A 22,047-nucleotide genomic window follows, 5' to 3' on the forward strand; every position below is an offset into this window, starting at 1 on the left:
GTCGGGGAGCAACCGCCGCGCTGCTGCCCGCGGCGGTCACACCACGACCTTCTCCCGGAGCCGACGGATGAGTCCAAGTCTTGTTTTCACCTGGAGCGATAAGATTTCCTCATGGCAACGCTGCGGCAGCTCGAATACCTGGTGACCGTCGTCGACACCGGTTCCTTCACCCGCGCGGCCGAGCGACTGCATGTCACCCAACCCGCTCTCTCCCACCAGATCCGCGCACTGGAGAACGCTGTCGGGGGCCCGCTGCTCGAACGCCTCCCGCGTTCGGTACGCCTGACTCCCATGGGTCGCGCGGTCCTGCCGCACGCCCGCGCCGCGCTCGCCGAGGCCGAGCGCCTGCACACCGTCGCCCGTCGCAGCACCGGACTGGACGAAGGCGAGCTGGAGGTCGCGACCGTCTACTCGGTCAGTCTCGGCATCCTCCCGCCCGTCCTGCGCGTCTGGCGCCGGCGGCATCCGGGGGTACGGATCCGGCTGCACGAATACCCGAACGCCGCCCAGCTCCAGGCAGCCATGGCCGCCGGCAGGGCGGACCTCGCCGTCGGCCCCGCGCCGGCCGACTGGGAGGGACCGACTCGCGAACTCGGCGTGGAGGAGTTCGCCGTCGTCCTGCCCACCGATGATCCACTGGCCGACAGCCCGACCCGCACCGTCGCCCTCGCCTCGCTCGCCGACCGCGCCTGGGTCCACTACTCACCCGGCAACGGCCTCGCCGACTTGCTCGACCGCGTCTGCCTGCGGGCCGGCTTCCGGCCCGAGGCCGCCATCCGCGCCGAACAGACGTCCGCCGTCCCGCTGCTCGCCGCCGCGGGCCTCGGCCCCGCCCTCGTCCCCGCCAACGTCATCCCGGCCCACTTCGACGGTGCCGCACTCCGCCCGGACCCGCCCATCCGTCGAACCCTCACGGCCTACACGCGCACCCGCCCCGACCCGCTGACCGTCGCCTTCACCGACCACCTCGCCCGGCAAGCCCGCCTCAACCCCCTTCACTTCCCGGCTCCCGTCCCGGAATGGACGGATGGTCCCGACCCTGCGCAGACGTGATGCAGCCAGGCACCCGCCGGTCGACGCTTCCGGAGCCGGAGCGGGGCCCCGGCGGTCGCCGGCGTACCCGATCGGCCGGTGGGTCCGAAGAGTTCGCAGTCGATCGGAAGACGGCTCGCGGAAGAGCGCACGCGAAGCGGCTGGTATTACTGGGGCATGCAGGAAGAGATTGCACGCTCCGCGATCGACACGTTCATCTCCGCGTTCAACGCCTCGGAGGACAGCTATGTGACTGCCCTGCTCTCCCAGGCTCTGACCTCAGACGTGGTCTTCTGGGGGCCGTTGGGTCGCAGCGAAGGAATCGCGGCGGTCGAGCGGTTCGTGCTGGACATCCGACGCCACCCGGCCGGGACCGGCACGATGGTGCGCTGCTCGGCGGTGGACATGCCTGACGAGTGGGCCCGGTACCAGTGGGTCTTCACCACGCCGGATGGAGGTCCCCGCCTGGCGGGAACGGACGTCGTCCATCTGCGGCGGAGCCTCATCGACCAGGTCATCGTCTTCGCGGGGGAGATCGAACCGTCCGCCTCCTGAACCGTCCTTCCGTCGCTGTCCTTCTCCTGAACCCGCCCCCTTCGGCGCTCGGGGGCTGCGGTCCAGGTAGGCGTCCAGGCAGGCGACGGCGTCACGGCAGAGATGGATCGTCGGGCTTCCGGGGCCGCTTCCGGACCGGCTGCCACCGCAGGAGGTCATCGTCTCGTCCTCCCTCGATCGCCCAGGGGCACTCCTTGTCCGTGGTCTGGCGGCCGTCGGTAGCGGACCTGGTCAAGACATCTCAGGGGGACAAGAAGTCAAGAGGGACCGCGAGTCTTGATCGCCACTGGGGCCGCTGATTGGCTGGCCGGCATGAATGGTCTCGGACCCGTTGCCTGGCCGCCTGCACCGATCCATACCGAGAGGCTCGTGTTGCGTGAGCCCGATGCCCGGGACCGTGCGGCGTTCATCGCGCTGCACGCCTCGTCTGAGGTGCACACCTACCTCGGCGGGCCCCGCCCGCGCGACGAGCTTGAGCGCGACGTGCCCGAGGTGCCCGGGCGGTGGCCCGGGAGTTTCGTCGTCGAGCTCGATGGGGCGATGATCGGCCAGATCCTGCTCAGGAGGGCAACGGAGCACCTTTGCCCGGCTGCCGTGGGGAAGGTCGATCTCGGCTACCTGTTCCTGCCGCGGGCGTGGGGATTCGGGTATGCCGCCGAGGCGTGCGCGGCGGCATTGGACTGGCTCGAAGACGTCCTTCCGGGCGAGCCGGTGGTGCTCGCCACCCAGACCGCCAACGTCCGTTCGCTGCGCCTCGCGGCGAAGCTGGGGTTCAGCGAAGTGGAGCGGTTCCGGGCCTGGGACGCCGATCAGTGGCTCGGTCTGCGGGCCCCGGTCACGTCCTCTGATTGAGTTCGCGCTCGACAGCTTGGCGGCACCGCTGTCCCCGGGCGAGCGGAAGCGGACCGGGGCATCACCCGGTTCGCGGTGAACGTCATCCCGGACCCGACCACGCGAACACGCCGACGCCCCGAAGGCGATGCGCGACGAGTGCCTGATGCCGGCCTACGCCCATCTACCCCGTCACCGGCTGCGCGGTACCTCCGCGATGATCAGTGCGGCGTCGACCAGGACCGGGTCAACCTCGGTACGGCCGCGCTGACCATGAACGCGGACCTCGGCATCAGCACCGCGGCCTTCGGCTTCGCCACCGGGATGTTCTCGGCGAGGTACATCGCCTTGCAGATTCCCGGCAACCTGGTACTCAACAGACTCGGCCCACAGCGCTGGCTCGGCCTTCTGACCATCGCCTGGGGCGTGGTCGCCATGCTGACGAGCCTGGTCCAGGGCGAGCGAAGCCTGGTCGTGGTCAGGATCGCCCTGGGCGCCGTCGAGGCGGGGCTCCTGCCTGGCATGTTCATGTACCTGACGATATGGTTCCCGCCGAGGATGCGCGGGCGCATCACCGCCGTCGTCTGCCTCCCGTTCTACGCGATCCTCGGCACTCCGCCGTCCGCGTACATCATCCAGTACGCCGACGGCATGAGCGGCCTGGCCGGATGGCGGTGGATGTTCCTCCTCGAAGGGGCACCGACGATCCTCATCGGACTGCTCCTGCTGCGCTTCCTGACCGATTCCCCCGCGACGGCCACCTGGCTGTCGGCCGAGGAGAAGGCGGCCCTGCTGCGGATCACCGCGGCGCAGCAGACCGACGAGAAGCCGAGGACCGGCCTGCGTGACATCCCGGAGTGGCTCCGCGACCTCCGCCTGGTCACCCTCTCGATGGCCGTCGGCCTCCTGTGGGTCGGATTCGCCGCCATCACCTCCTTCCTCCCACTGATCATCGCCGGCTTCGCCGAGCACACCCATACGAGACTCAGCCTGGTGCAGACGGGCCTGCTGTCCGGCCTCGTCCACGTCCCGGCGGCCCTGGTCGCCCTCGTCTGGGACTCCAGTTCCGACCGGCGCGACGAACGCGTGAAGCACGTGGTCGGGGGAACGCTGCTCGCCGCGGCCGGGACCGTCCTGGCCGTCAACGCCTCCAACCTGTGGGTGACCCTGCTCGGTACGGTCCTGCTCACCTCCGGCATCTACGCCGCCCTCTTCGACTCTGCCAGGAGACCGGGTTCGGACAGTACGAAGGCGGCTGGTTCCCCCACCTCGGCATCGACAACCGCATCGTTTTCCCGAGACGATCCCCTGCTGGCGACAAGGACTGCCCAACGTCTTCCTGGTCGAGGACCCCACCCTGCGCCCGGCCGCTCAGCCGCGCTCCGGGGAGCGGAAGACGCCGCAGGGGATCGCCTGGATGGAAGTCGGCGGTACCGAGGAGGACATGCGCGCCTGGCTCGGTGACGGGGCCCTCGACCTGCCCCTGAAGTACAACGGCGAACGCCCCGGCGTGTACGCCGTGGCCGTCGCCACGGTTGTGCTTCGATCCGCGGTCGATCCAAAACATGTTGGCCGGTCTGTCACGGAGGTGCGACGATGTCTCCTGGCTCTGCAGCGGAGGGCATTTGTACGTTTTCGTGTGTGGGGGATGCGGCGCCGAGCTGACCACCCCGCTGTCCCAGGTCGCCCTGCCGACCCACGCTCATCAGAAGTACGGGAACGGACTCCAGCTCCCGGTACTCATGGAGGCGGGAACGTTCGCCGAGGACCCGGAGCCCTGGGGGCCGCCGTGGCGGGGATGGGAGGAGATCCATCCGGAAGAGGCGGCGGCCCGCGGCATCTACGCGCCGGTTCACGCGCTCTCCTACGGCGCCCCCGGCTCGTTCGTCATCGCGCCCGGCGACGCCCGTGGCACCGTGCTCATCCCGGAGATGGCCGGCGGCTACTGTTGCGGCCTTGACGGCGCGGACGGCCCCAACATGGCCTGCGAGGCGTGCGGCCTGCCCGTGGCGACTCGAATCGACGACTGCTCGCTCTGGCAGGCGGTGCGGCTCGCGCCCGACGCCGTGTGCCGCCTGAGCGTCGGCGACGCCGACTCCGTGCCACTGACCTGGACGGAACTGGTGGAGGAAGGGAAGTCCACGCCTCCGTTCGAGCCGATCGCCACACGGGGCTCGCGGCTCGGGACGAACCACTTCTGGTCGTGGAGCCCACAGTGGGAGGCCGCGGTCGGCCGGGCGCTCGCCCATCTGCTGGCAGCCTTTCGAGGCCGGCCGGTGACCGTCCCGGACGGTCTGAGCAAGGAAGTGTTCCAACGCGCACTCGACGCCCTGCTGCCTGCCGGACCGATGGCACGGCGCGCCGTCCTGGCCGGACCGGGACGGCCGATCGCCGACAGGGACGTGGACATCCTCCTGGTGCCGACCCACCCGCAGACCGGACAGACGTGGGCCCCGGCCGATCCGGGCACCTCGGCCTACCGGGTGCCTCTGCCGTTCGGGGTGTGGCTGTGGCTGGCCTTCCCCAAACCACACCTGCCACTTCCCGCGTCGGGTGGCATGCCCGACGGCGTCCTCCGCGACGACCCACCCGCGCCGCGCCCCCGGTACTCGTTCCGGGCCGACCCGGGCGCCTTTCAGCACACCCTGGTCCGGCTGCCGGCCGTCCGCAGTCCGTGGCTGCGCACGATTCCCGGGAACCTCACCCGGCACATGCGCGCCGGACTCTTCTAGCAGACCGGCCCCCAAGGCGCCGTACTCGAACGGCACCGGACAGCAGTGCCTCCTGAAGTGGCGAACCTCTGCTGTTCGTTCTCATGAACGTAACCAGCCGGGGCAGTGAAGACCGGCGTCCACCGCACCGCGATGATCGGGTCATGACCGACCGCCGCCCGCTGGGCACCGGACCCGCCACCGCCGACGCGTCCCGAACACCAGACACCGACCCGCCGACGCCGCGCGCCCAGCTCGCCGCCGAACGCCTGCCCACCGACCCCGCCGTCCCGGCCACCACCGGTCCGGTGCCCCGCCCGGCCGCCGGGCGCCGCACCCTCGGGGCCGGCCCCGCCGCGCCTGGGCAGTGACCGCGGCCGGGCCCGGCTCGGGGACGACCCGGGCCCGCGGCTCGTCAAGGTCGGGCAGCCGGATGCTGGGCTGGGAGGGGAGAAGGCCGGCCTGGGCAGCACGGATGTGCGCGGAGTCCCCGGGGCAGGGAAGCCGTCGGCATCCCCATGGTGTCCTTCCGGCGCCGAACGCGCGCTGCCGGGGACGACCGCGCCGACGGTGGTGGTGCAGAGCGCGACATCGACAGCCCCGGCCCTGACCTCGATCGACCAGGAACATGAGCGGCTTTCGGACGGAATCGCCCACAGCGGCATTCCCTGGCCGGCGGGCCGTTGCCGTGCCGGACGTACCGGGTGATCATGAGGGCCTGGGGCAGGCGCGGGGCGGGGAGACATGCTGTGGGCTTGGGCACGGAGGGTCGCCGGGGTGCGGAGCGGGGTGGCTGGGACGATCCTGGGCCCGGGAAAGGGCTGCGGAGATCGGCGGACGTGCTCCACTGGGGCGGCATGGTCTGCGTCGTCGTCGGGTGGGTCGGGCTCTGCGTGCGGATGGCCATGCCCCGTGAGTGGGAGGGGCCGTGGTGGCAGCCCGCCGCCCTGATCGGTGCAGGGGCAGCGGCAGCCGCCGGAGCTGAGGCGGTCGAACGGCGCATCCTGCGGTTCAAGCGCTTCCACGCCTACCGGGAGTTGCTGGAGGACCCGGCCCCGCACCCGGCCGAGCCGGGCGCGGACTCCAGCGTCTTCCGGCTGCTGTCACCGCTGCACAGCCCCGTACCCTTCCGCGACCGTGACGACGAGCTGGCCCTGCTGCGGCGCTGGTGCGAGGACGATACGGACCCGCACCCGATCATGCTGCTCGCCGGTGACCGCGGCGTCGGTAGATCACGGCTGGCGCTGGAACTCGTGCGGGCGCTCGGCGATGCGTGGACCGCCGGGCGGTTGCTGCGCAGCCCCGGGCAGTTGTTCCCGGCGTTACGCGACCGGGCCAGGCCCGCGCTGGTCGTGGTGGACGATGCCGACCTGCGCTCCGACGTCGACAGCCATCTGCACTCGCTGGTCCGCGCGGACGTCGTCCCGCTGCTCTTGAAGTTCGGTACGCGTCCGCACGGCACGACGCCGGTGCGCCTGCTGTTCGTCGTCCGGCACGCCGAACGCTTCCGTGCCGTGGTCGGCCAGGAGCTGGAGTACTCCAGAGGCGACCCCGACGTGCTCCGCCTCCTCGCAGACGCGCCCGTACTGAATCTCGCGCCACCGGTGCTCGACCGGGCCGCCCTGGCCGAGCGCCACGCGGAGGCATTGGCCGCCTTCACCGCGGCCCTCGCAGACGCCGCGGGCACCGAACGGGCGGACGGCACCGAGGCGGCACACGCCGGTTCCTCCCCGGGCACTGCCCCGGTCCGGCCCGAGCGGGCTCCCCTCCGGACCCCCCTCGATCTGCACGCACAGGCCCTCGTCACGGCGCTGACCGGTGAGCCGGTGTCCGCGGCCCCCCGGCGCTTCGAGGAAGTCGCCGGTGTCCTCTTCGAACGGGAGCGCCGGCGCTGGCGGCGCAGTGCCGCGTCGTTCACCGGGCCGGGCGTTCCCGCACTGCCCCGACTGCCCGACCATCCCGGCCTGCCCGAACGCGTCATGCTGGCCCTGCTGTCGACCGGTCATCGGGAGTACGTCACCGCCTCACACACCCTCGAACGGCTCCCCGAGTTCGCGGGGCTGGAGGAGGAACGGATCCGGTCGGCGGCGCACGCCTGGGTGACCTGGGCCCTCGCGCTGCACGGCGGGACGCACCCGGCCACCCGCATGGCGGAACCCTGGATCGGACCGGAGACCTTCACCCACTGGTTGCTGACAACACGGCTGCGCGCCGAACCGGAACTGTTCGACCGTCTATGGACGGGGCTGAACGCACGCCGGTCCGAGCACCTGACGGGCGTGCTCTGCCGGGCCTGCGAGGACTTCCCCGCGGCGGGTGAGATCCTGCAACGGTACGTCGCGAACCACCCGTTGGCACACGGCTATGACGCCGTGCGCGGCGCCAGGGTGCTCGCCCGTCCCGAGCGGGTGGACCCCTGGATCGCCGAAGGTCTGCGCAAGCCGGAGCCTGGGTCCAGCCTCGCTCTCAGCGCCCCGGTCTCCCGCGACTTGTACAACCTGGCGCGGCAGGCCCTGCCCGAGGTGGTGCCACGGTCCCACGCCGTGCTGGTCCGCGCGTACCAGCGCACCCGCCGGGCCGAGGAGATGCAGGAGCGACAGCGCCGGAGGGAACTGCGGCGCCGGGGGCGCGGTTCGCACCCCTGACCGCGCCGCGACCGTGCTGTCCGCCGGCCCGGCACTACGCGCCGTCTGGACCCGGGAGCGACACGACGTGCTCCGACTGGCTCTGAGACACGCCGAAGCCATACCGGATTTTCAACTCTGCCTGTCCCCGCGACCGCACGACGCTAGCGTCAAGTCCATGATCGTATGGCTCAACGGGACCCACGGCGCAGGCAAGACGACGACCAGTGCGCTCGTCCGGCAACTGATGCCGGACTCGCGGGTGTTCGATGCCGAGAAGGTCGGCGAGACACTCATGGACATCGAGCCGGGACTGCCCGAGACGGACAACTTCCAGCACTGGCCGCCATGGCGGCCCCTCGTGGTCGAGACCGCCCGACGCATCCTCGACTACACCGGCGGCACCCTGGTGATGCCCATGACCGTCCTGGTCGAGCAGTACTGGCGCGAGATCAGCTCGGGCTTCGCCCAGCACGCCATTCCGGTCCGGCATTTCGTCCTCCATGCCGACCAGGACACCCTCCGCGCACGCATCGCGGGCGACACCGTTCTCGGCCCCAACTCCCCGTTCCGTCTCCGCTACCTCGAGCCCTACGCAGAGGCGGCCCGCACGTGGCTGCACGCCGAGGCCGAGGTCGTCGACACCACGCACCTCACCCCCGCCCAGGCCGCCCAGCAGATCGCAGAGGCCGTCAAGAGCTGAGACCTTCCGGCGCCGCACCTCGCTCACACACCCATCAGGCATGCACCGGCTGCCGAGGGCTGTCAGAGGTCCAAGCTGAGCGCGGCCGGCCTTACATGGTCGATGAGCCCGTGGTTGCCGGGGGCAGACCTTTCGCAGCGGCTCGCACAAGGTGCCAGGCAGGGTGCGGGGACTCGCCCTCCTCGATCGAGCCGCTCGTGCGGTCGCTGCGGAAGGTGGACGGGCCCGCGTCCGGCGGAACAGCGGTGCCTGGCGTACGGGTTCGGGGGCGCCCGACCGGGCCGGGCAGGGTGATCCTGTCCGGCCCCGCTGTCGTCGGGTCAGCCGAAGTCGAGCGTCTCCTGTGCGAAGTCGGCCGGGGCCGGCCGAGGCAGGGGCGGCGGTGCGCCGTCCAGGGGGGTGGTCTTCCGGCGCTCGGTCAGCTCGTCGACCCGTTCTTCGGTTGGCGGCCCTGTTCCATCGTGACCCTGTCCCTTCAGCGCTTGGGTGGCATCCGACGGAGCCGGCGCCGATCGTCCGGCGCCGAGGCTCACGCGGCGCGGTGGTGAGATGCCGAGTAGCGGACTGATTCCATGACCCAGCGGGCATGTGCCGCGACCATGGTGCGCAGGGTTGTCATGGTGTCGGTCATGGCCTGGGCCTGTTCGGCGGACAGGCCACGGGCCTGGGCCCGCAAGGCGTGTTCGTAGCCTGGAAGGTCGTCGATACGCTGGGCGATCTGCTGTTCCACCAAGGCTACGGCGACGTCCCGATCACAGCCGAGGGCTTGAGCCAGGACGAGGACGTAGTTGTCGTGGTTGCCGCTCGCCATCTCGGAGGGGAGGGAGACGATGTCGTTGCGCCAAGCCGTGATCTGGTTGGACGCGGTGGTCAGATAGCGCCAGGCGAGGCTCCGGGTGAGCTCGGCGGGAACCTCGCGCGGGTGGACGGTTTCGATGAGGTCCCACATGAACATGCCGTTCGACCACAGGCGCAGGTCCATGAAGGTGGCCAGTGACGGTGTGCGGCGTTCGGCTCGCAACACCGCCTCCCAGGCCATCGCCTGGCCGTGGAGGGCGAGGTGCCGGGTGAAACGATGCAACCAGGCGCTGGACATGCGGTCGGTGAGCGGCCGCCACTGCTCCTGGACAGCGCGTACGAGGGGGTCGTCCGACGTGGGGACATGTCCGGCGAGGGCGGCTTCGATCCGCTCGTACAGGTCATGTATGTCCTGCGGCCGGGAAGAGTCGTGTTCGCTGCGGTCAAGCATGACCAACTGCTTTCGTAGGAGCGCTTGAGCGGAGAACAGTGTTCGCGATAGGACAGACTTGTGCGGGTAGTTGCGGGTGTACATGCGAGTGAAGCAAGGGAGCATGTGAATCCGGCAGTGCTTACCCCAAGTCACCTGTTGGGAAACGCAGTTCACGCTCCTTGGGAAACGCATCCCTCAGCGCGTTCGGTCAGTGATGCGAATCGGAGGGTCGGCAGTAGGCGGCGACTGCGTCCAGGATTTCGTCGCCGGTCTTCGCGCGGACGAAGGGCCTGGGGTGTTCGTTCCAGTCGGTGAGCCAGGCTCGGATGTCGCGTTCGAGGCTCCTAGCCGTAGCTGAGGGAACCGACGGATGGTGGCCCCGGCTGCCGCGGCGCTCGACCGGAGTCCGGCGCATGCTCAACACCACGCTGTCCTCGGCGGTCCCGGCGGGCCGTCCCCATCGCGCCGGTCGGTAGGCCCCGGCGCGATGGGGTTCTCACAGGGACCCGCACAGCCGCCTGGCGTCGAGGAGCGCGGCGTGGACGTTGCGGTGGGCCACCGCGTCACCGATGCGGAACAGCTGGTAGGTCCCGCCCTCATGGGTCATCCGGTCCTGTGGCCTGCCCTCGGCCAGCGCGGTCACGTCGGTCTCGCCGAGGTTGCGGGAGCCCGCCCGCAGCCGGTGGTACAGGTCGTCGGCCGGGGTGGTGCCGTGTTCGACGACGACTTGGTCGACCGTCCGCTCGCACACCGCGTCGGTGTAGGCGTTGGCCAGCGTGGCCACCAGTGCGCCGCCCTCGCGGCGGACCGCGCGCAGGAGATGGTCCGGGGTCAGCACGGTGCCGTGTGCGTACAGGGCGCGCAGGTAGTCCGGGTAGAGGGTGCCGGTCACATCGGCGCCGACCGTCCGGTCGGGGGTGACGAGCTCCACGTGCGCGCCGGCGGTGGCCAGGTACTCGGCGGCGGTCAGTGCCTGCTCCCCGCCGTGATCGTCGAAGATCAGGACCCGGTGGCCGGACCGGGGCCTGCGGCCGAGTACGTCCCAGGTCGAGTCGACCAGTTCCTCCCCGCTCTGGCCCACGGCGGTGTTCGGGAGCCCGCCGGTGGCCACCACCACGACGTCGGGCCGCAGAGCCAGGACGTCGGCGGGCTCCGCGAGGCAACCGCGTCGGACGGTCACTCCCAGGTGCTGCACCTCCTTGGCCAGCCAGTGGACGATGCCGGCCTTTTCGGCGTGCCGTGGGGTGCGCGCGGCGAGGATCACCTGCCCGCCGAGCCGGTCGGCGGCCTCCAGCAGCGTGACCTGGTGACCGCGTGCCGCGCAGACGCGGGCGGCCTCCAGCCCCGCCGGACCGCCGCCGACCACGACCACCCGCTTGCCGGCCGGTGCGGGGCCGACCAACTGTGGGATCGCCTCCTCCCGGCCGGTGGCGGGGTTGTGCAGGCAGAAGGTCTCGACGCGGGAGGCGCAGTAGGTGGCGCCGACGCAGGGGCGGATGCGCTCCTCCTGTCCGGCGAGGAGTTTGGCCACGATGTGCGGGTCGGCGATGTGCGCCCGGGTCATGCCGACCATGTCGGCGTGACCGCCGTCGATGGCGTGCCGGGCGGTGGGCAGGTCGGCGATCCGGCCGGCGTGGAAGATCGGGATGCCGCCGGCCGCCTCGCGGATCGCGGCCGCCACCGGGAGGTGGGCGCCCAGCGGCCTGCCGAAGACGGGGATGACCTCGGCCAGTTCGCGGTCGGTGTTGCCGGAGCCGTAGACGACGGACAGGAAGTCGAGCTTGCCGGTGCCGGCCATGGCCGTGGCGATCTCGGCGCAGTCGGCGGCTGTGAGGCCGTCGGCCACGCCCTCGTCGCCGGGGACGCGCATGCCGACGACGAAGTCGTCGCCGACCTGTCTGCGGATCTCTTCGAGCACCAGGTGGCCGAAGCGCAGCCGGTTCCGCAGGGTTCCGCCGAACTCGTCCGTGCGGTGGTTGGTGCGCGGCGACCAGAACTGGTCGATCAGGTGGCCGGCCATGGCCGCGATCTCGATGCCGTCCAGGCCGCCCTCGCGTGCCCTTCGCGCGGCCGTGCCGTAGGCCGTGACGATCCGGTCGATGTCGAAGCGCTCGATCTGCTTGGGGAAGCTGCGGTGGGCCCGCTCGCGCACCGGGGACGGGCCGAGGGCGGGCAGCCACTGGTCGATGTCCCACTTGGAGCGCCGGCCCAGGTGGGTGAGCTGGGTCATGATGGCGGTCCCGTGCCGGTGCACCCGGCCGGCGATGGAGCGGTAGAACGGCAGGATGGCGTCGTCCCCGGCGTTGATCTGGTCGAAGACGTTGGCGGAGTCCGCCGCGACGTTGCTCGAACCCCCGATGATCGTCAGGGCGATGCCGCCCTTGGCCTTCTCCTCGTGGTACAGCTCGTACCGCAGGCCCGGCACTCCGCCGTCAAGGTAGCCGGACGGCGCGTGCCCGGTGCTGAAGATCCGGTTCTTGAGGGTCAGGTGGTTGATCCGCAGGGGTTGCAGGACGGGGTCGTTGACACGCACGGGGCTGGACTCCTTCACCGGCTCGATGGGGGGAATGGGTTCGGGGGTCAGGGCAGGCGTACGGCCTGGCCGGTGTGGGCGCTGGTACGGGCGGCGTCCAGCACGGTGGCGGTCTCCACCGCGTCCCATGGATCGACGGGCACCGCACCGGTGCCGCGGACCGCCGCGGCGAAGGCGGGGTAGAACAGGTCCCACGCGCCGCGGACGGACGGCACGGGTTCGGCGTGCGCTCCGCGCAGCACCTGTCCCCAGTGGCCCTCGGGCTCGGTCCCCCAGCGGTCGCCCTCCGACGCCGGGCGGGCGCCCGCGACCAGCAGCGCCTCCTGCCCGTCCATCCGGTCGACGACGTAGGTGCCCGCGGTGCCGGTGGCCCGGATGCGTGGACCCGGGGCGCCCTGGCGCCAGCTTCCCCACAGGTGTGACTGCACGCCGCTGTGGTGCGTCAGCGTGATGAAGACGTCGTCGTCGAGGCCGCCCGCGTCGTCGCGGTGGTGTGTCTGCGCGTACACCCGCTGAACGGGCCCGGACAGTACGAGGGCGTGGTCGACCAGATGACTGCCGAAGTCGAGCAGGGTGCCGCCGCCCGCGGCGGGCGGGCCCGGCTCGGGCTCGAAGCGTTCGAAGCGTGACTCGTACCGGATCAGCGTGCCCAGCCTCCCGTCGTCGACCAGCTGCCGCAGTGTGCGGAAGTCCGAGTCCCAGCGGCGGTTCTGATAGACCGTCAGCAGAACACCGAGCCGGTCCGCCAGCCGTACCGTCTCCCGTGCCGACTCCGCGTCGAGCGCGAACGGCTTGTCGCAGACCACCGCCAGGCCCAGCGTCAGCGCCTGCCGCGCCAGTGTCACGTGGGTGGCCGCCGGCGTGGAGATCGCGACCGCCTCGGCGCCGGCCCGGGCCAGCTCGTCGAGCGAGGCGTACGTCGGCCGGTCCAGGTCTCGGGCGACCCGGGCGCGGCGCTCGGGCGAAGTGGTGACCACCCCGAGGAACGCGCAGTCCCGCGCGGAGGCGATCAGCGGCGCGTGGAAGTACCGGCCGCCGAAGCCGTAACCGACCAGACCGATGCGTACGGGCGTGGTCATGCGTTGTCCTTCCTGTGGTGGGGCGGTGGTCAGCGGAAGCGGCCGGGCCGGAACGCGGCCACCAGCGGGCTGCGCTCGCCGGTGGTGATCTCGTCGGCGAGCAGTTCGCCGGCGATGAGGGCGAGGGTCGCGCCGCTGTGCGTGAACGCGACGAACAGGCCGGGGACCTGGTCGAGTTCGCCGAGGACCGGCTCGCCGTCGCCGGGGATCGGCTTGCGGCCCACGCCGTAGGAGTCCAGTTCCAGCCGCGGGCCGCCGGCCAGCACCGCCGTGGCCTCGCGCAGCAACTGCTCGACGGTGGAGTCCTTGACCTCGTAGCCGCCGTCCCCGTGGTCGATCACCTCGGCCGCCGATTCGTCGGAGTCCATCACCAGCGCCCCGCCCGGGGCGGGCCGCAGCGCCACACGCGGGGTGTTCAGCGTGGCGCGCAGGGCCGTGTCGACCGGCTTGGTGCGCACCAGCAGCGCCTGTGGCGTCGCGTCCGGGATCCGGACCCCGTAGGGGCGCACCATGCGCGGTACGTCGGCGCCCGTCGCCAGCAGCACCGCGTCGACGTCGATCCGCTCCCCCGCGCCCGTGCGCACCGCTACCGCCCGGCCGCCTTCGACGACCACGTCGGCGGCGCCGCCACCGGCGCGGATCACTCCCCCGGCCTCGGTGAACACACCGGCGAGGTGCCGGACGAGCGCGACCAGATCCACCCAGCCCTCACCGGGGTTGAAGATGGCGCCCTCCTCGGGGACCGCGGCCGGGTTCACGCCGGGCGCCCACCGCGGGACCTCGTCCCGGGTCAGCCACACGGCGTCGTAGCCGTTGCGCCGCATGTGCTCGAACGCCGCGCGGTGCGTGTCCTCGCCCGGCGCCGCCCAGGTCAGTCCGCCGTCGAACCTCAGGAAGTCGGAGGACGGGACGCGGGCGGCGAAGGTGCGGTAGCGGTCGATGCCCAGGACCCGCAGGTGGTGGTAGGCCTCGGAGCGCATGCCGCCGAAGGAGTTGAGCCAGGACAGCGAGCGGCCCGACGCCCCGTCGGCCAGTTCGGACTCGGTGACCAGGACGACCTGTGCTCCGCGGAGGGCGAGCCGCGTCGCGGTCGCCACCCCGATGACCCCGCCGCCCAGGACGGCGACGCGGGGACGGGAAAGGGAAGTACGCATGGAGAAACCTCTCGGTGTTCGGGACAAGGGCATGGACGGGACGCCCGGGGCACGGCGCTTGCTCGCGGGCCGGGTGCGGTGCCCCGAAGGTGTTCCGGCCGATGCCGCGGGTGCGGTGGATCAGCCGGGGGGTGCGGTACGGGGATCAGCCGGGGTCAGGGTGCGGTGGATCGGCCGGGGGTGCGGTACGGGGATCAGGCGGGGTCGGAGCGGCTCAGCCGGAATGCTCGCGCACGCCGTGGCGGTGCTCGGCGGTGCTGGAGCGGACGACCAGTTCGGTCGGCAGCACGATCCGCTCGGCCGGGCGGTCGTCGCCCTTGATCCGCTCGAAGAGGCGCACCGCGGCGGCGCGGCCCATGTCCAGCGGTGACTGGGCCACCACGGTGAGCGGCGGATCGACGAGCGTGGTCCAGTCCAGGTCGTCGAAGCCGACCAGGGAGACGTCCGCGGGGATCGCCAGTCCACGCCGACGTGCCGCCATGAACAGGCCCTGCGTGGTGACGTTGTCGGTGGCGAAGACGGCCGTGGGCGGCTCTGGCTGCGTCAGCAGGGCCTCCGCCCTCCGCTGGGCCTGTGCCGCGTCGCTGAGCGGCGTGTACTGGATCAGGTCGGCCGAGGAGGTCGCCCGGTGGTCGTCCACGGCCGCCAGGTAGCCCCGGATACGGTCGATGGACGGGCGGGCGGCGCCCCGGACCGTCAGCCGCCCGGTGCCGGTCCGCGCCACCAGTTCCGGCCCCTCCGCGGGGTCGACGCACGCGAGCAGACCGACCCGGCGGTGGCCGAGGCCGAGCAGGTGCGCGACCGCCTCGTACGCCGCCGCCTGGTTGTCGATCACCACGCTGTCCGCTTCGAGCGCACCGATGTGCCGGTCGAGCAGGACGATCGGCACGCCCAGCTCCTTCGCCCGCTCCAGGTGGGCGACGTCGGTGACCGAGGTCGGCGCCACGACGATGCCCTCGACCTGCTTGTCCAGCAGGACGCTGACCGCGGCGTGCTCCACCTCCAGCCGGTCGTCGCTGTTGGCGAGGATCGGCTCGTACCCCTGTTCGCGGGCCACGTCGCAGATGCCGCGCATCGCGGTGGCGAAGTAGGGGTTGGAGATGTCGGCGCCGACGAAGCCGATGCTGCGCGTGCCACCGGAGCGCATGCTGCGCGCCACGGCGTTGGGTGAGTAACCGAGCCGTTCCGCGGCCGCCTGCACTTGCTCGCGCAGGTCGTCCCCGACCCGACCGTAGTTGCCCAGCGCCCGGCCGGCAGTGGCCACCGAGACACCCGCCTCGCGGGCCACGTCGGCCACCGTCGGACGCCTGCGCCCCGGCGCGGCTCCTGTGCCGACCGACATCACAGCACCTGCGACAGGAAGGTCTTCAGCCGCGGCGAGGAGGGCGCGTCGAAGATCTGCCCGGGCGGCCCGGACTCCACCACGACTCCCGCGTCCATGAACACCACCGTATCGGCGACCTTCCGGGCGAACCCCATCTCGTGGGTCACCACGACCATGGTCATGCCGCCCCGGGCCAAGTCTGCCATCAATTGGAGGATGCCTTTGACCAGTTCGGGGTCGAGCGCGCTGGTGACCTCGTCGAAGAGCATCACCTGCGGCTCCATGGCCAGGGCGCGCGCGATGGCGACCCGCTGCTGCTGACCGCCGGACAGCTGGGTCGGACGGTGTCCCGCGCGGTCGGCCAGGCCCACGTCCCGCAACCGCTGCCGGGCGATGACCTCCGCCTGTTCCTGCGGCATCTTCTTCACATGTCGCAGCGCGAGCATGATGTTCTGCGCCGCGGTCTTGTGCGGGAAGAGGTTGAAGTGCTGGAAGACCATGCCGACCCGCTGGCGCAGCACGTTGATGTCCATCGTCGAGGTGTCCTCGCCGCCCAGCAGGATCCGGCCCGCCGAGCGGGTCTCCAGCCCGTTCAGGCAGCGCAGCAGCGTCGACTTGCCCGAACCGGACGGGCCGATGACACACACCACCTCGCCGGCCGGGGCGAGGAGGTCCGCGCCGCGCAGGACCTCGACCGGCCCGAACCTCATCCGCACGTCACGGGCTTCGAGCGAAGTCCCCTCGTAGCGGTGCGAGTGGGCGGGGACCGCCACATCCGGCGTCGTCATACCAGCGCCTCTTTCGGGTCCACGAGGGACGGTTCGTCGGTCGCCGCGGCCGGGCGGGAGCCGTCGCGCAGCCGCCGGTCGATGGAGTTGACCAAGTGGGTCAGCGGGACGGTCAGCAGCAGGTAGCACAGTCCCGTGGCCAGCAGCGGGGAGAGGTTGCCGGTCGTCATCGCGTCGTCCTGACCGATGCGGAACAGCTCCCGCTGGCTGGTGACCAGGCCCAGGAAGTACACCAGGCTGGAGTCCTTGATGATGGCGATGAACTGGTTGACCATGGCCGGCAGGACCCTGCGCACGCCCTGCGGGACCACCACCAGGCGCAGCGCCTGGCCGTGGGTGAGCCCGAGGGCCCGGCACGCCTCCCCCTGGCCCTTGTCCACGCTCTGGATGCCCGAGCGGAAGATCTCGCCGATGTACGCACCCGACATCAGGCTCATCGCCAGGATGGCCACCGGGTACGGCGAGGTCAGCCAGCCGACCTGCGCGGAGAACACTCCTTCGCCGATGATGAGGATGGTCAGGGCCGCGGGCAGGCCCCGGAAGAGGTCGGTGTAGACCCGGGCGGGCAGACGCAGCCACCAGCGGTTCGACAGTCCCATGACCGCCAGGACCATGCCGATGACGCTGCCCAGCAGCGCGGAGGCCACCGCGAGGACCAGTGTGTTGCGCAGCCCGTAGGTGAGCAGGTCCGGCAGCGCCTGGCCGATCAATCGCCAGTCGAAGAAGTTGTGCAGGAACGCGTTCATGACTACCCCTTGGGGGTGTACGGGGGCAGCTGGCTGCCGGTGGGCACCGGGTCCTGCGGGAAGTACTTCTTGTACAGCTTCAGCCAGGTGCCGTCGTCGACCAACTGCTTGAGCGCGCCGTTGAGTTCGCCGGCCAGCTCGGTGTTGCCCTTGCGTACCGCCCAGCCGGCGGGGAAGTCGGTGGCCGGGAGGGTGATGGGCTGCTTCAGGTGCAGGTCCGGGTACTTCTTGACGATGCCGAGGTTGGGCCCGAAGTCGTTGAAGAATCCGGCGACCCGGTTGTTCTTCAGCGCCAGGTCGGCGGAGTTGTCGTCGGGGAACCGGACGATGTCCGCGCCCGGCAGGAACGTGTCGGCGTTGGCGTCCTCGATGGACCCCTGCAACACGGCGATCCGCTTGCCCTTCACGCTCGCGACGGAGGAGGTGATCCCGCTGTCCGGCTCGGTCAGGACGCCGAAGTAGCCGGCGAGATAGCCCTCGGAGAAGTCGACCATCTTCTTGCGCGGCGCGGTGATGCCGATCGCCGCGGCGGCCACGTCGAACTGCCGGTTGCTGACCGCCGGCAGCAGCGCCGAGAAGTCCAGGGACACGATCTGCGGCTCCAGCTTGAGCTTGCGCGCGGCTGCCGAGATGAGATCGACCTCGAAGCCGGTCAGCTTGCCGTTCTCCTCGTAGGCGTAGGGCTTCATGTTGTTCGAGGTACCGATCTTCAGTACGCCCGCTCGACCGACCCCTTGCGCCTGCCCGGCGGAGCCCGCCCCGGCGGACGTCCCCCCGGAACCGCAACCGGTCACCGCGAGCAGCAGCACGGCCACCGCGGCAACCCCTCTCTTCGCTGGACGGGCCTTCCCCATAACTCCTCCATGCATGCCGGGACACTCGCGCGTGTGCTTGAGGTCCGGATCCGACTGACCGACCCGGACGAGAGGACAGGTGGGACAGATGCCGACGGGGCCGAAGCGATGGCACGTGCAGCACGCCCCTCCACTGCGAGAGAACGTTCTCTCGCTGCGGAGTGAGAGAACGTTCTCACCGGCCGTCGTGAGCGTCAATACCTTCGGCCGGAAAACGAGAGCGGGGGGCGCCGCGACAGCCGCACGCGATCGGCACCGCGATCACCCGGGGAGGCGGCTCGCGTGACCGCCGCGGGCGACAGGAAACGGTTCCGTCGCCGCGGGGCAGTGCCTCGTGGCGGCAGGAAAGGGTTCCGTCGCCGCGGGACAGCGCCTCGTCGAGACGTGAACGGTCCGCGATCACCTTGCCGGGCTGAGCCTGCCGCGCCATGCCCTCCCTCCCGGTCAGCTCACGACCTGGAGCTCGGCATCGACGTCACCGACACCTCGCTCACCACCACGGGCGGATTCGTCGGCTCGCTGGAGCGAGAAGGCCCTGGCCCTCCTCGACGCTCCCCCGACGAAGGGCACGGGCGGGACGCCGCGGACAAAGGTCACGGGCGGGGGCGGCGAGGGCAAGGAGGCGGGCGGGGGCGGCCGGGTGCATCAGGCCCGCACGGGCCAGGGTAGTTGCAGACGCTTTATATAGGCACACGCGGTGTTTCAGCTCTTGCAATAAAAGCTGTGTGCAAGTATGCTGGCCATCGACCGGCCCACCACCGAAGGAGGCTCCTGTGACCGCCACCGCCCCAGCGCTCTCCGTCCTGGCTCAGGGCTGGTGCGCCCTCTCCCTGCTGCACGGCAAGATCGAGACACACCTCGAACGCGCCCTGGAAACGGATCACGGCCTGAGCGCCCGCGAGTACGCGCTGCTCGACGTGCTCAGCCGGCAGCACGACGGAGACGGAGGGCACTTGCAAATGAAACAGGTCGCCGACGCCGTCGTCCTCAGCCAGAGCGCCACCACACGTCTGGTCACCCGACTGGAGGACCGCGGACTGCTGTCCCGCTACCTGTGCCCCACCGACCGCCGCGGGATCTACACCAACGTCACCGACGCCGGTGCGGAGCTGCTTGAGTCAGCGCGCCCCACTCACGACACCGCCCTGCGGGCGGCACTCGCCGAGGCAGCTCGGGACGCCAGGCTCGAACCGCTGGTCCGAGCGTTGCAGTCGTCGCCCACCCCGATCGCGATCGCCGCCTGAAAGGAACACGTCCGCCCATGAAAGCCATGGCACTGCGCCGGTACGGTCGTGCCGAAGACCTCGAATGGACAGAGCTGCCGGACCCGAAAGTGGCACCCGGGGAAGTCCTCGTCCGTGTGAAGGCGGCCGGGGTCAACCCGGTCGACTGGAAGCTGGCCGAAGGCAGGCTCGACGCCGTCATGGAGACCGGCTTCCCGCTGGTTCCCGGCTGGGACGTGGCCGGGGTGGTGGAGCGAGTGGGTTTCGACGTCACCGAGTTCGCCCCCGGCGACGAGGTCTTCGGCTACATCCGCAAGGACTGGGCCCAGTTCGGCGCCTATGCCGAGCTGGTCTCCGCGCACGTCCGCCTGCTGGCTCCCAAGCCCGCCGCGCTCACCTGGGAGGAAGCGGCGGGCGTGCCCCTCGCGGGGCTCACCGCCTACCAGGCCGTCCGGCGCGTCGGCCTCCAGCCGGGCGAGACGTTGCTCGTGCACGGCGCGGCCGGGGGTGTCGGCTCGTTCGGGGTCCAGATCGCCACCGCCCTCGGGGCACGGGTCATCGCGACGGCGAGCGAGCGCAACCACGAGTTCGTCCGATCCCTGGGCGCCGTTCCCGTGACCTACGGGCCCGGTCTGCGTGACCGTGTCCGTGAGCAGGCCCCCCAAGGCGTGGACGCCGCTGTGGACTTCGCCGGGCACGACGCGGTGGACGTCTCGCTCGGCCTGCTCCAGGACCCCGGCCGGCTGGCCTCCGTCGTCGATCCCGAAGCCGCCGCCAAGGGCGGCCACTACGTGTGGGTGCGGCCGGACCGGACCGATCTCGACGCCCTGGCCGCCCTGGCCGACGACGGCCGGCTGACCGTCCATGTCGACCGCGTCCTGCCCCTGAGCGAGGCGGCGGAAGCATGGCGCGTCAGCCAGGGCGGTCACACCAGAGGAAAGCTCGTCCTGTCGGTACCCGGGCGCTGAACGGCCCGGTCCCCCCGTGCGAAGGAGCACATCATGACAGCAGCACCCACTCCATCGGTTCACCGTCGTCCGCGGGAGGTCTTCGCCGATCACGGTACGCGGCTGGGCACGGGGGATCTCGACCGCGTCGCCGCCAACTACGCCGAGGACGCCGTCTTCATCACGCCGTCCGGCACCCTGCACGGCCGCGAAGGGGTCAAGGAGGCGATCGGCAAACTGCTGGCGGATCTCCCGGACGCCGACTGGGAACTGAAGCCGCAGTTCGCCGGTGACGTCCTGTTCCTCGAATGGTCCGCGGCCAGCCCGGCCGGGCGCCGCGTGGAAGACGGCGTCGACACCTTCGTCTTCCGCGACGGGCTCATCCAGGCCCAGACCGTCCGCTACACACTGATCACTGACCACTGATCACCGACCGGCTCAAGGACCCGGCACGCCCCTCCGCCACGTCTCCGAAGCCGACGTCGAGACGGCATGCAAGAGCGAGCGGGGTTCCGCGCGGACGCTACGCCGCGGTTCCCGGCCCGGCTTCCCGCGGGTCGCCGTGCGGCCGGGTCAGCCCGTCGTCCGTCACCAGCCGGCGCTCCGGAGCCGTCGCGTCCAACTCCCAGTAGTGCAAGCACTCCTCGCAGCGGACACCGTCCACCAGGACGTCGTCCTCCCCGTTCGGGCAGTCCGTACCGTCCCCGCGCCCCGCGCACACTTCCGTAGCCCCCATGGGTTCGACGGTGCGCTGCGTCCGCCACGGTCGGACAGAGGGCGTACAGGGCGCACAGGCGCTCAAGGTGGACGACACGTCCCGAATGAGCCCACCAGCCCGGTCGGCCGCTGCAAGTGCTTTCGTCCCTGCGGAGTCGCCACTTCCTGTAGCGAGGACTTCCAGCTCGTGAGGGAGGTGGCGTTCAGCCCCGACGGCGCCACGCTCGCCGCCGGGAACAACGACGGCACCACACTCCTGTGGGACGCGGACCTCCCCGGTGCGGGGGCCATCGCCGACTCCGTCTGCCACGGGCTGGGACGCGACTTCACCGAGGCCGAGAAGACGGAATACCTCCGCGGCCAGAACTCCGCCCCGGTGTGCCCGGACCCGGAGCGCTGAACGGCCAGGGAGGGAGGCGGAGATGCCGGAGTTGGCGGACGAGTCACGCCATGAACACCGGCCTGACGCCGCTGACCGCGGTCCCACCGGTCCGATCAAGTCAATCCGTGCACGGGTAGTGACCGGCAGTCAGGTTGTCAGTAGGTTGGTCGCCCCAGCACATCGCACCGGTTGTGAGGACATCATGGACCCGCTCGTGACCGCTGCCGCGACAGCGCTGGTCGGCACCATGGCCACGGACGCTTGGCAGCAGGTGCGGGCAACGGCCGTGGCGCTGTGGCAGCGGGCGCTCCCGGAGTCGTCGACGGCGGTCGACGCCGAACTGGCCCAGGTCCGCGAGGAGGTCGTGACAGCCCGCGCCGGCGACGACCGGCAGGCGGAGGCTGATCTCGCCCGGGAGTGGGGACTCCGGCTGGCCCGGCTGCTGCGTCAGGCACCTGAACTGGCGGAGGAGTTGCGCAGGTTGCTGGAGAACGAGTGGCTTCCTCTGCTGGCGGTCGCCGACGGGGACCAGGCCGCCGACATCCGGATGACCGCCAACGCCTCCGGGCAGGCACGGATCTACCAGGCCGGCCGGGACCAGCACATCACCTGA

At 71.1% G+C, this 22,047-nt stretch carries 22 protein-coding genes; 13 read left to right on the plus strand and 9 right to left on the minus strand.

The window, feature by feature from the left end:
• Positions 1–111 precede the first annotated feature (111 nt).
• From IF37_RS0110555 to IF37_RS0110590, 8 genes are all read left to right on the plus strand, one after another.
• Positions 112–1,053 (plus strand): LysR family transcriptional regulator, encoded by a 942-nt coding sequence (locus tag IF37_RS0110555; protein ID WP_052845081.1) that lies wholly within the window; start codon positions 112–114, stop codon positions 1,051–1,053.
• 156 nt (positions 1,054–1,209) lie between these two features.
• Complete coding sequence (locus IF37_RS0110560) at positions 1,210–1,587, plus strand: hypothetical protein (protein ID WP_030739679.1); 378 nt, start codon at positions 1,210–1,212, stop codon at positions 1,585–1,587.
• Between the two features lie 312 nt (positions 1,588–1,899).
• Positions 1,900–2,439, plus strand: coding sequence for a GNAT family N-acetyltransferase (locus IF37_RS0110565; protein WP_030739680.1), 540 nt, complete (start codon positions 1,900–1,902; stop codon positions 2,437–2,439).
• Between the two features lie 75 nt (positions 2,440–2,514).
• Positions 2,515–3,882, plus strand: a complete 1,368-nt coding sequence (locus IF37_RS0110570; protein ID WP_253915724.1) for an MFS transporter — start codon at positions 2,515–2,517, stop codon at positions 3,880–3,882.
• 161 nt (positions 3,883–4,043) lie between these two features.
• Positions 4,044–5,150, plus strand: a complete 1,107-nt coding sequence (locus tag IF37_RS0110575) for a hypothetical protein (RefSeq protein WP_030739683.1) — start codon at positions 4,044–4,046, stop codon at positions 5,148–5,150.
• A 143-nt stretch (positions 5,151–5,293) separates the two neighbouring features.
• Positions 5,294–5,500: a hypothetical protein gene (locus IF37_RS43495; RefSeq protein WP_030739685.1), complete on the plus strand. Its 207-nt coding sequence runs from the start codon at positions 5,294–5,296 to the stop codon at positions 5,498–5,500.
• A gap of 468 nt (positions 5,501–5,968) precedes the next feature.
• Entirely contained in the window at positions 5,969–7,774 is a 1,806-nt protein-coding gene (locus tag IF37_RS0110585) for an ATP-binding protein (RefSeq protein ID WP_030739688.1), read from the plus strand.
• 157 nt (positions 7,775–7,931) lie between these two features.
• Positions 7,932–8,456: an AAA family ATPase gene (locus IF37_RS0110590; RefSeq protein WP_030739690.1), complete on the plus strand. Its 525-nt coding sequence runs from the start codon at positions 7,932–7,934 to the stop codon at positions 8,454–8,456.
• A 529-nt stretch (positions 8,457–8,985) separates the two neighbouring features.
• Here IF37_RS0110590 and IF37_RS40785 read toward each other — a convergent pair.
• From IF37_RS40785 to IF37_RS0110630, 8 genes are all read right to left on the minus strand, one after another.
• The gene (locus tag IF37_RS40785) at positions 8,986–9,705 is read right to left on the minus strand and encodes a terpene synthase family protein (protein ID WP_158727322.1); all 720 of its coding nucleotides are present in this window, start codon (positions 9,703–9,705) and stop codon (positions 8,986–8,988) included.
• A gap of 478 nt (positions 9,706–10,183) precedes the next feature.
• Positions 10,184–12,220: an FAD-dependent oxidoreductase gene (locus IF37_RS0110600; RefSeq protein ID WP_030739694.1), complete on the minus strand. Its 2,037-nt coding sequence runs from the start codon at positions 12,218–12,220 to the stop codon at positions 10,184–10,186.
• Between the two features lie 47 nt (positions 12,221–12,267).
• Positions 12,268–13,299 carry a Gfo/Idh/MocA family protein gene (locus tag IF37_RS0110605; RefSeq protein ID WP_030739696.1) on the minus strand — a complete coding sequence of 344 codons (1,032 nt, stop codon included), beginning with the start codon at positions 13,297–13,299 and terminating at the stop codon, positions 12,268–12,270.
• Between the two features lie 29 nt (positions 13,300–13,328).
• Complete coding sequence (locus tag IF37_RS0110610) at positions 13,329–14,453, minus strand: FAD-binding oxidoreductase (RefSeq protein WP_030739698.1); 1,125 nt, start codon at positions 14,451–14,453, stop codon at positions 13,329–13,331.
• A gap of 214 nt (positions 14,454–14,667) precedes the next feature.
• Positions 14,668–15,795 (minus strand): LacI family DNA-binding transcriptional regulator, encoded by a 1,128-nt coding sequence (locus IF37_RS0110615; protein ID WP_253915725.1) that lies wholly within the window; start codon positions 15,793–15,795, stop codon positions 14,668–14,670.
• The gene (locus IF37_RS0110620) at positions 15,795–16,565 is read right to left on the minus strand and encodes an amino acid ABC transporter ATP-binding protein (RefSeq protein ID WP_030739702.1); all 771 of its coding nucleotides are present in this window, start codon (positions 16,563–16,565) and stop codon (positions 15,795–15,797) included. Before IF37_RS0110620 ends, IF37_RS0110615 begins: the two co-directional genes overlap by 1 nt.
• Positions 16,562–17,311: an amino acid ABC transporter permease gene (locus IF37_RS0110625; RefSeq protein ID WP_030739703.1), complete on the minus strand. Its 750-nt coding sequence runs from the start codon at positions 17,309–17,311 to the stop codon at positions 16,562–16,564. Before IF37_RS0110625 ends, IF37_RS0110620 begins: the two co-directional genes overlap by 4 nt.
• Before the next feature lie 2 nt (positions 17,312–17,313).
• The gene (locus tag IF37_RS0110630; protein ID WP_367647059.1) at positions 17,314–18,180 is read right to left on the minus strand and encodes an ABC transporter substrate-binding protein; all 867 of its coding nucleotides are present in this window, start codon (positions 18,178–18,180) and stop codon (positions 17,314–17,316) included.
• Between the two features lie 758 nt (positions 18,181–18,938).
• On the opposite strand from IF37_RS0110630, the gene IF37_RS0110635 reads away from it, so the two are divergent.
• From IF37_RS0110635 to IF37_RS0110645, 3 genes are read left to right on the plus strand one after another with little or no spacing between them, the layout of a single operon-like run.
• Positions 18,939–19,409 (plus strand): MarR family winged helix-turn-helix transcriptional regulator, encoded by a 471-nt coding sequence (locus IF37_RS0110635; RefSeq protein ID WP_030739707.1) that lies wholly within the window; start codon positions 18,939–18,941, stop codon positions 19,407–19,409.
• Between the two features lie 17 nt (positions 19,410–19,426).
• On the plus strand, positions 19,427–20,356 hold the full coding sequence (locus IF37_RS0110640; protein WP_030739709.1) for an NADP-dependent oxidoreductase: 930 nt from the start codon (positions 19,427–19,429) through the stop codon (positions 20,354–20,356).
• A 33-nt stretch (positions 20,357–20,389) separates the two neighbouring features.
• Positions 20,390–20,761 carry a nuclear transport factor 2 family protein gene (locus IF37_RS0110645; protein WP_030739711.1) on the plus strand — a complete coding sequence of 124 codons (372 nt, stop codon included), beginning with the start codon at positions 20,390–20,392 and terminating at the stop codon, positions 20,759–20,761.
• Between the two features lie 97 nt (positions 20,762–20,858).
• Here the strand turns inward: IF37_RS0110645 and IF37_RS0110650 are convergent, their stop codons facing one another.
• Positions 20,859–21,071 (minus strand): hypothetical protein, encoded by a 213-nt coding sequence (locus tag IF37_RS0110650; RefSeq protein WP_030739713.1) that lies wholly within the window; start codon positions 21,069–21,071, stop codon positions 20,859–20,861.
• 168 nt (positions 21,072–21,239) lie between these two features.
• Here IF37_RS0110650 and IF37_RS0110655 point away from each other — a divergent pair, with 168 nt between their 5' ends.
• Both IF37_RS0110655 and IF37_RS0110660 read left to right on the plus strand, forming a co-directional pair.
• Positions 21,240–21,452, plus strand: coding sequence for a WD40 repeat domain-containing protein (locus IF37_RS0110655; protein WP_052845083.1), 213 nt, complete (start codon positions 21,240–21,242; stop codon positions 21,450–21,452).
• Positions 21,453–21,636: 184 nt separating this feature from the next.
• The gene (locus IF37_RS0110660) at positions 21,637–22,047 is read left to right on the plus strand and encodes a hypothetical protein (protein WP_030739715.1); all 411 of its coding nucleotides are present in this window, start codon (positions 21,637–21,639) and stop codon (positions 22,045–22,047) included.

Source organism: Streptomyces sp. NRRL S-31, assembly GCF_000718775.1.
GTDB lineage: Bacteria > Actinomycetota > Actinomycetes > Streptomycetales > Streptomycetaceae > Streptomyces.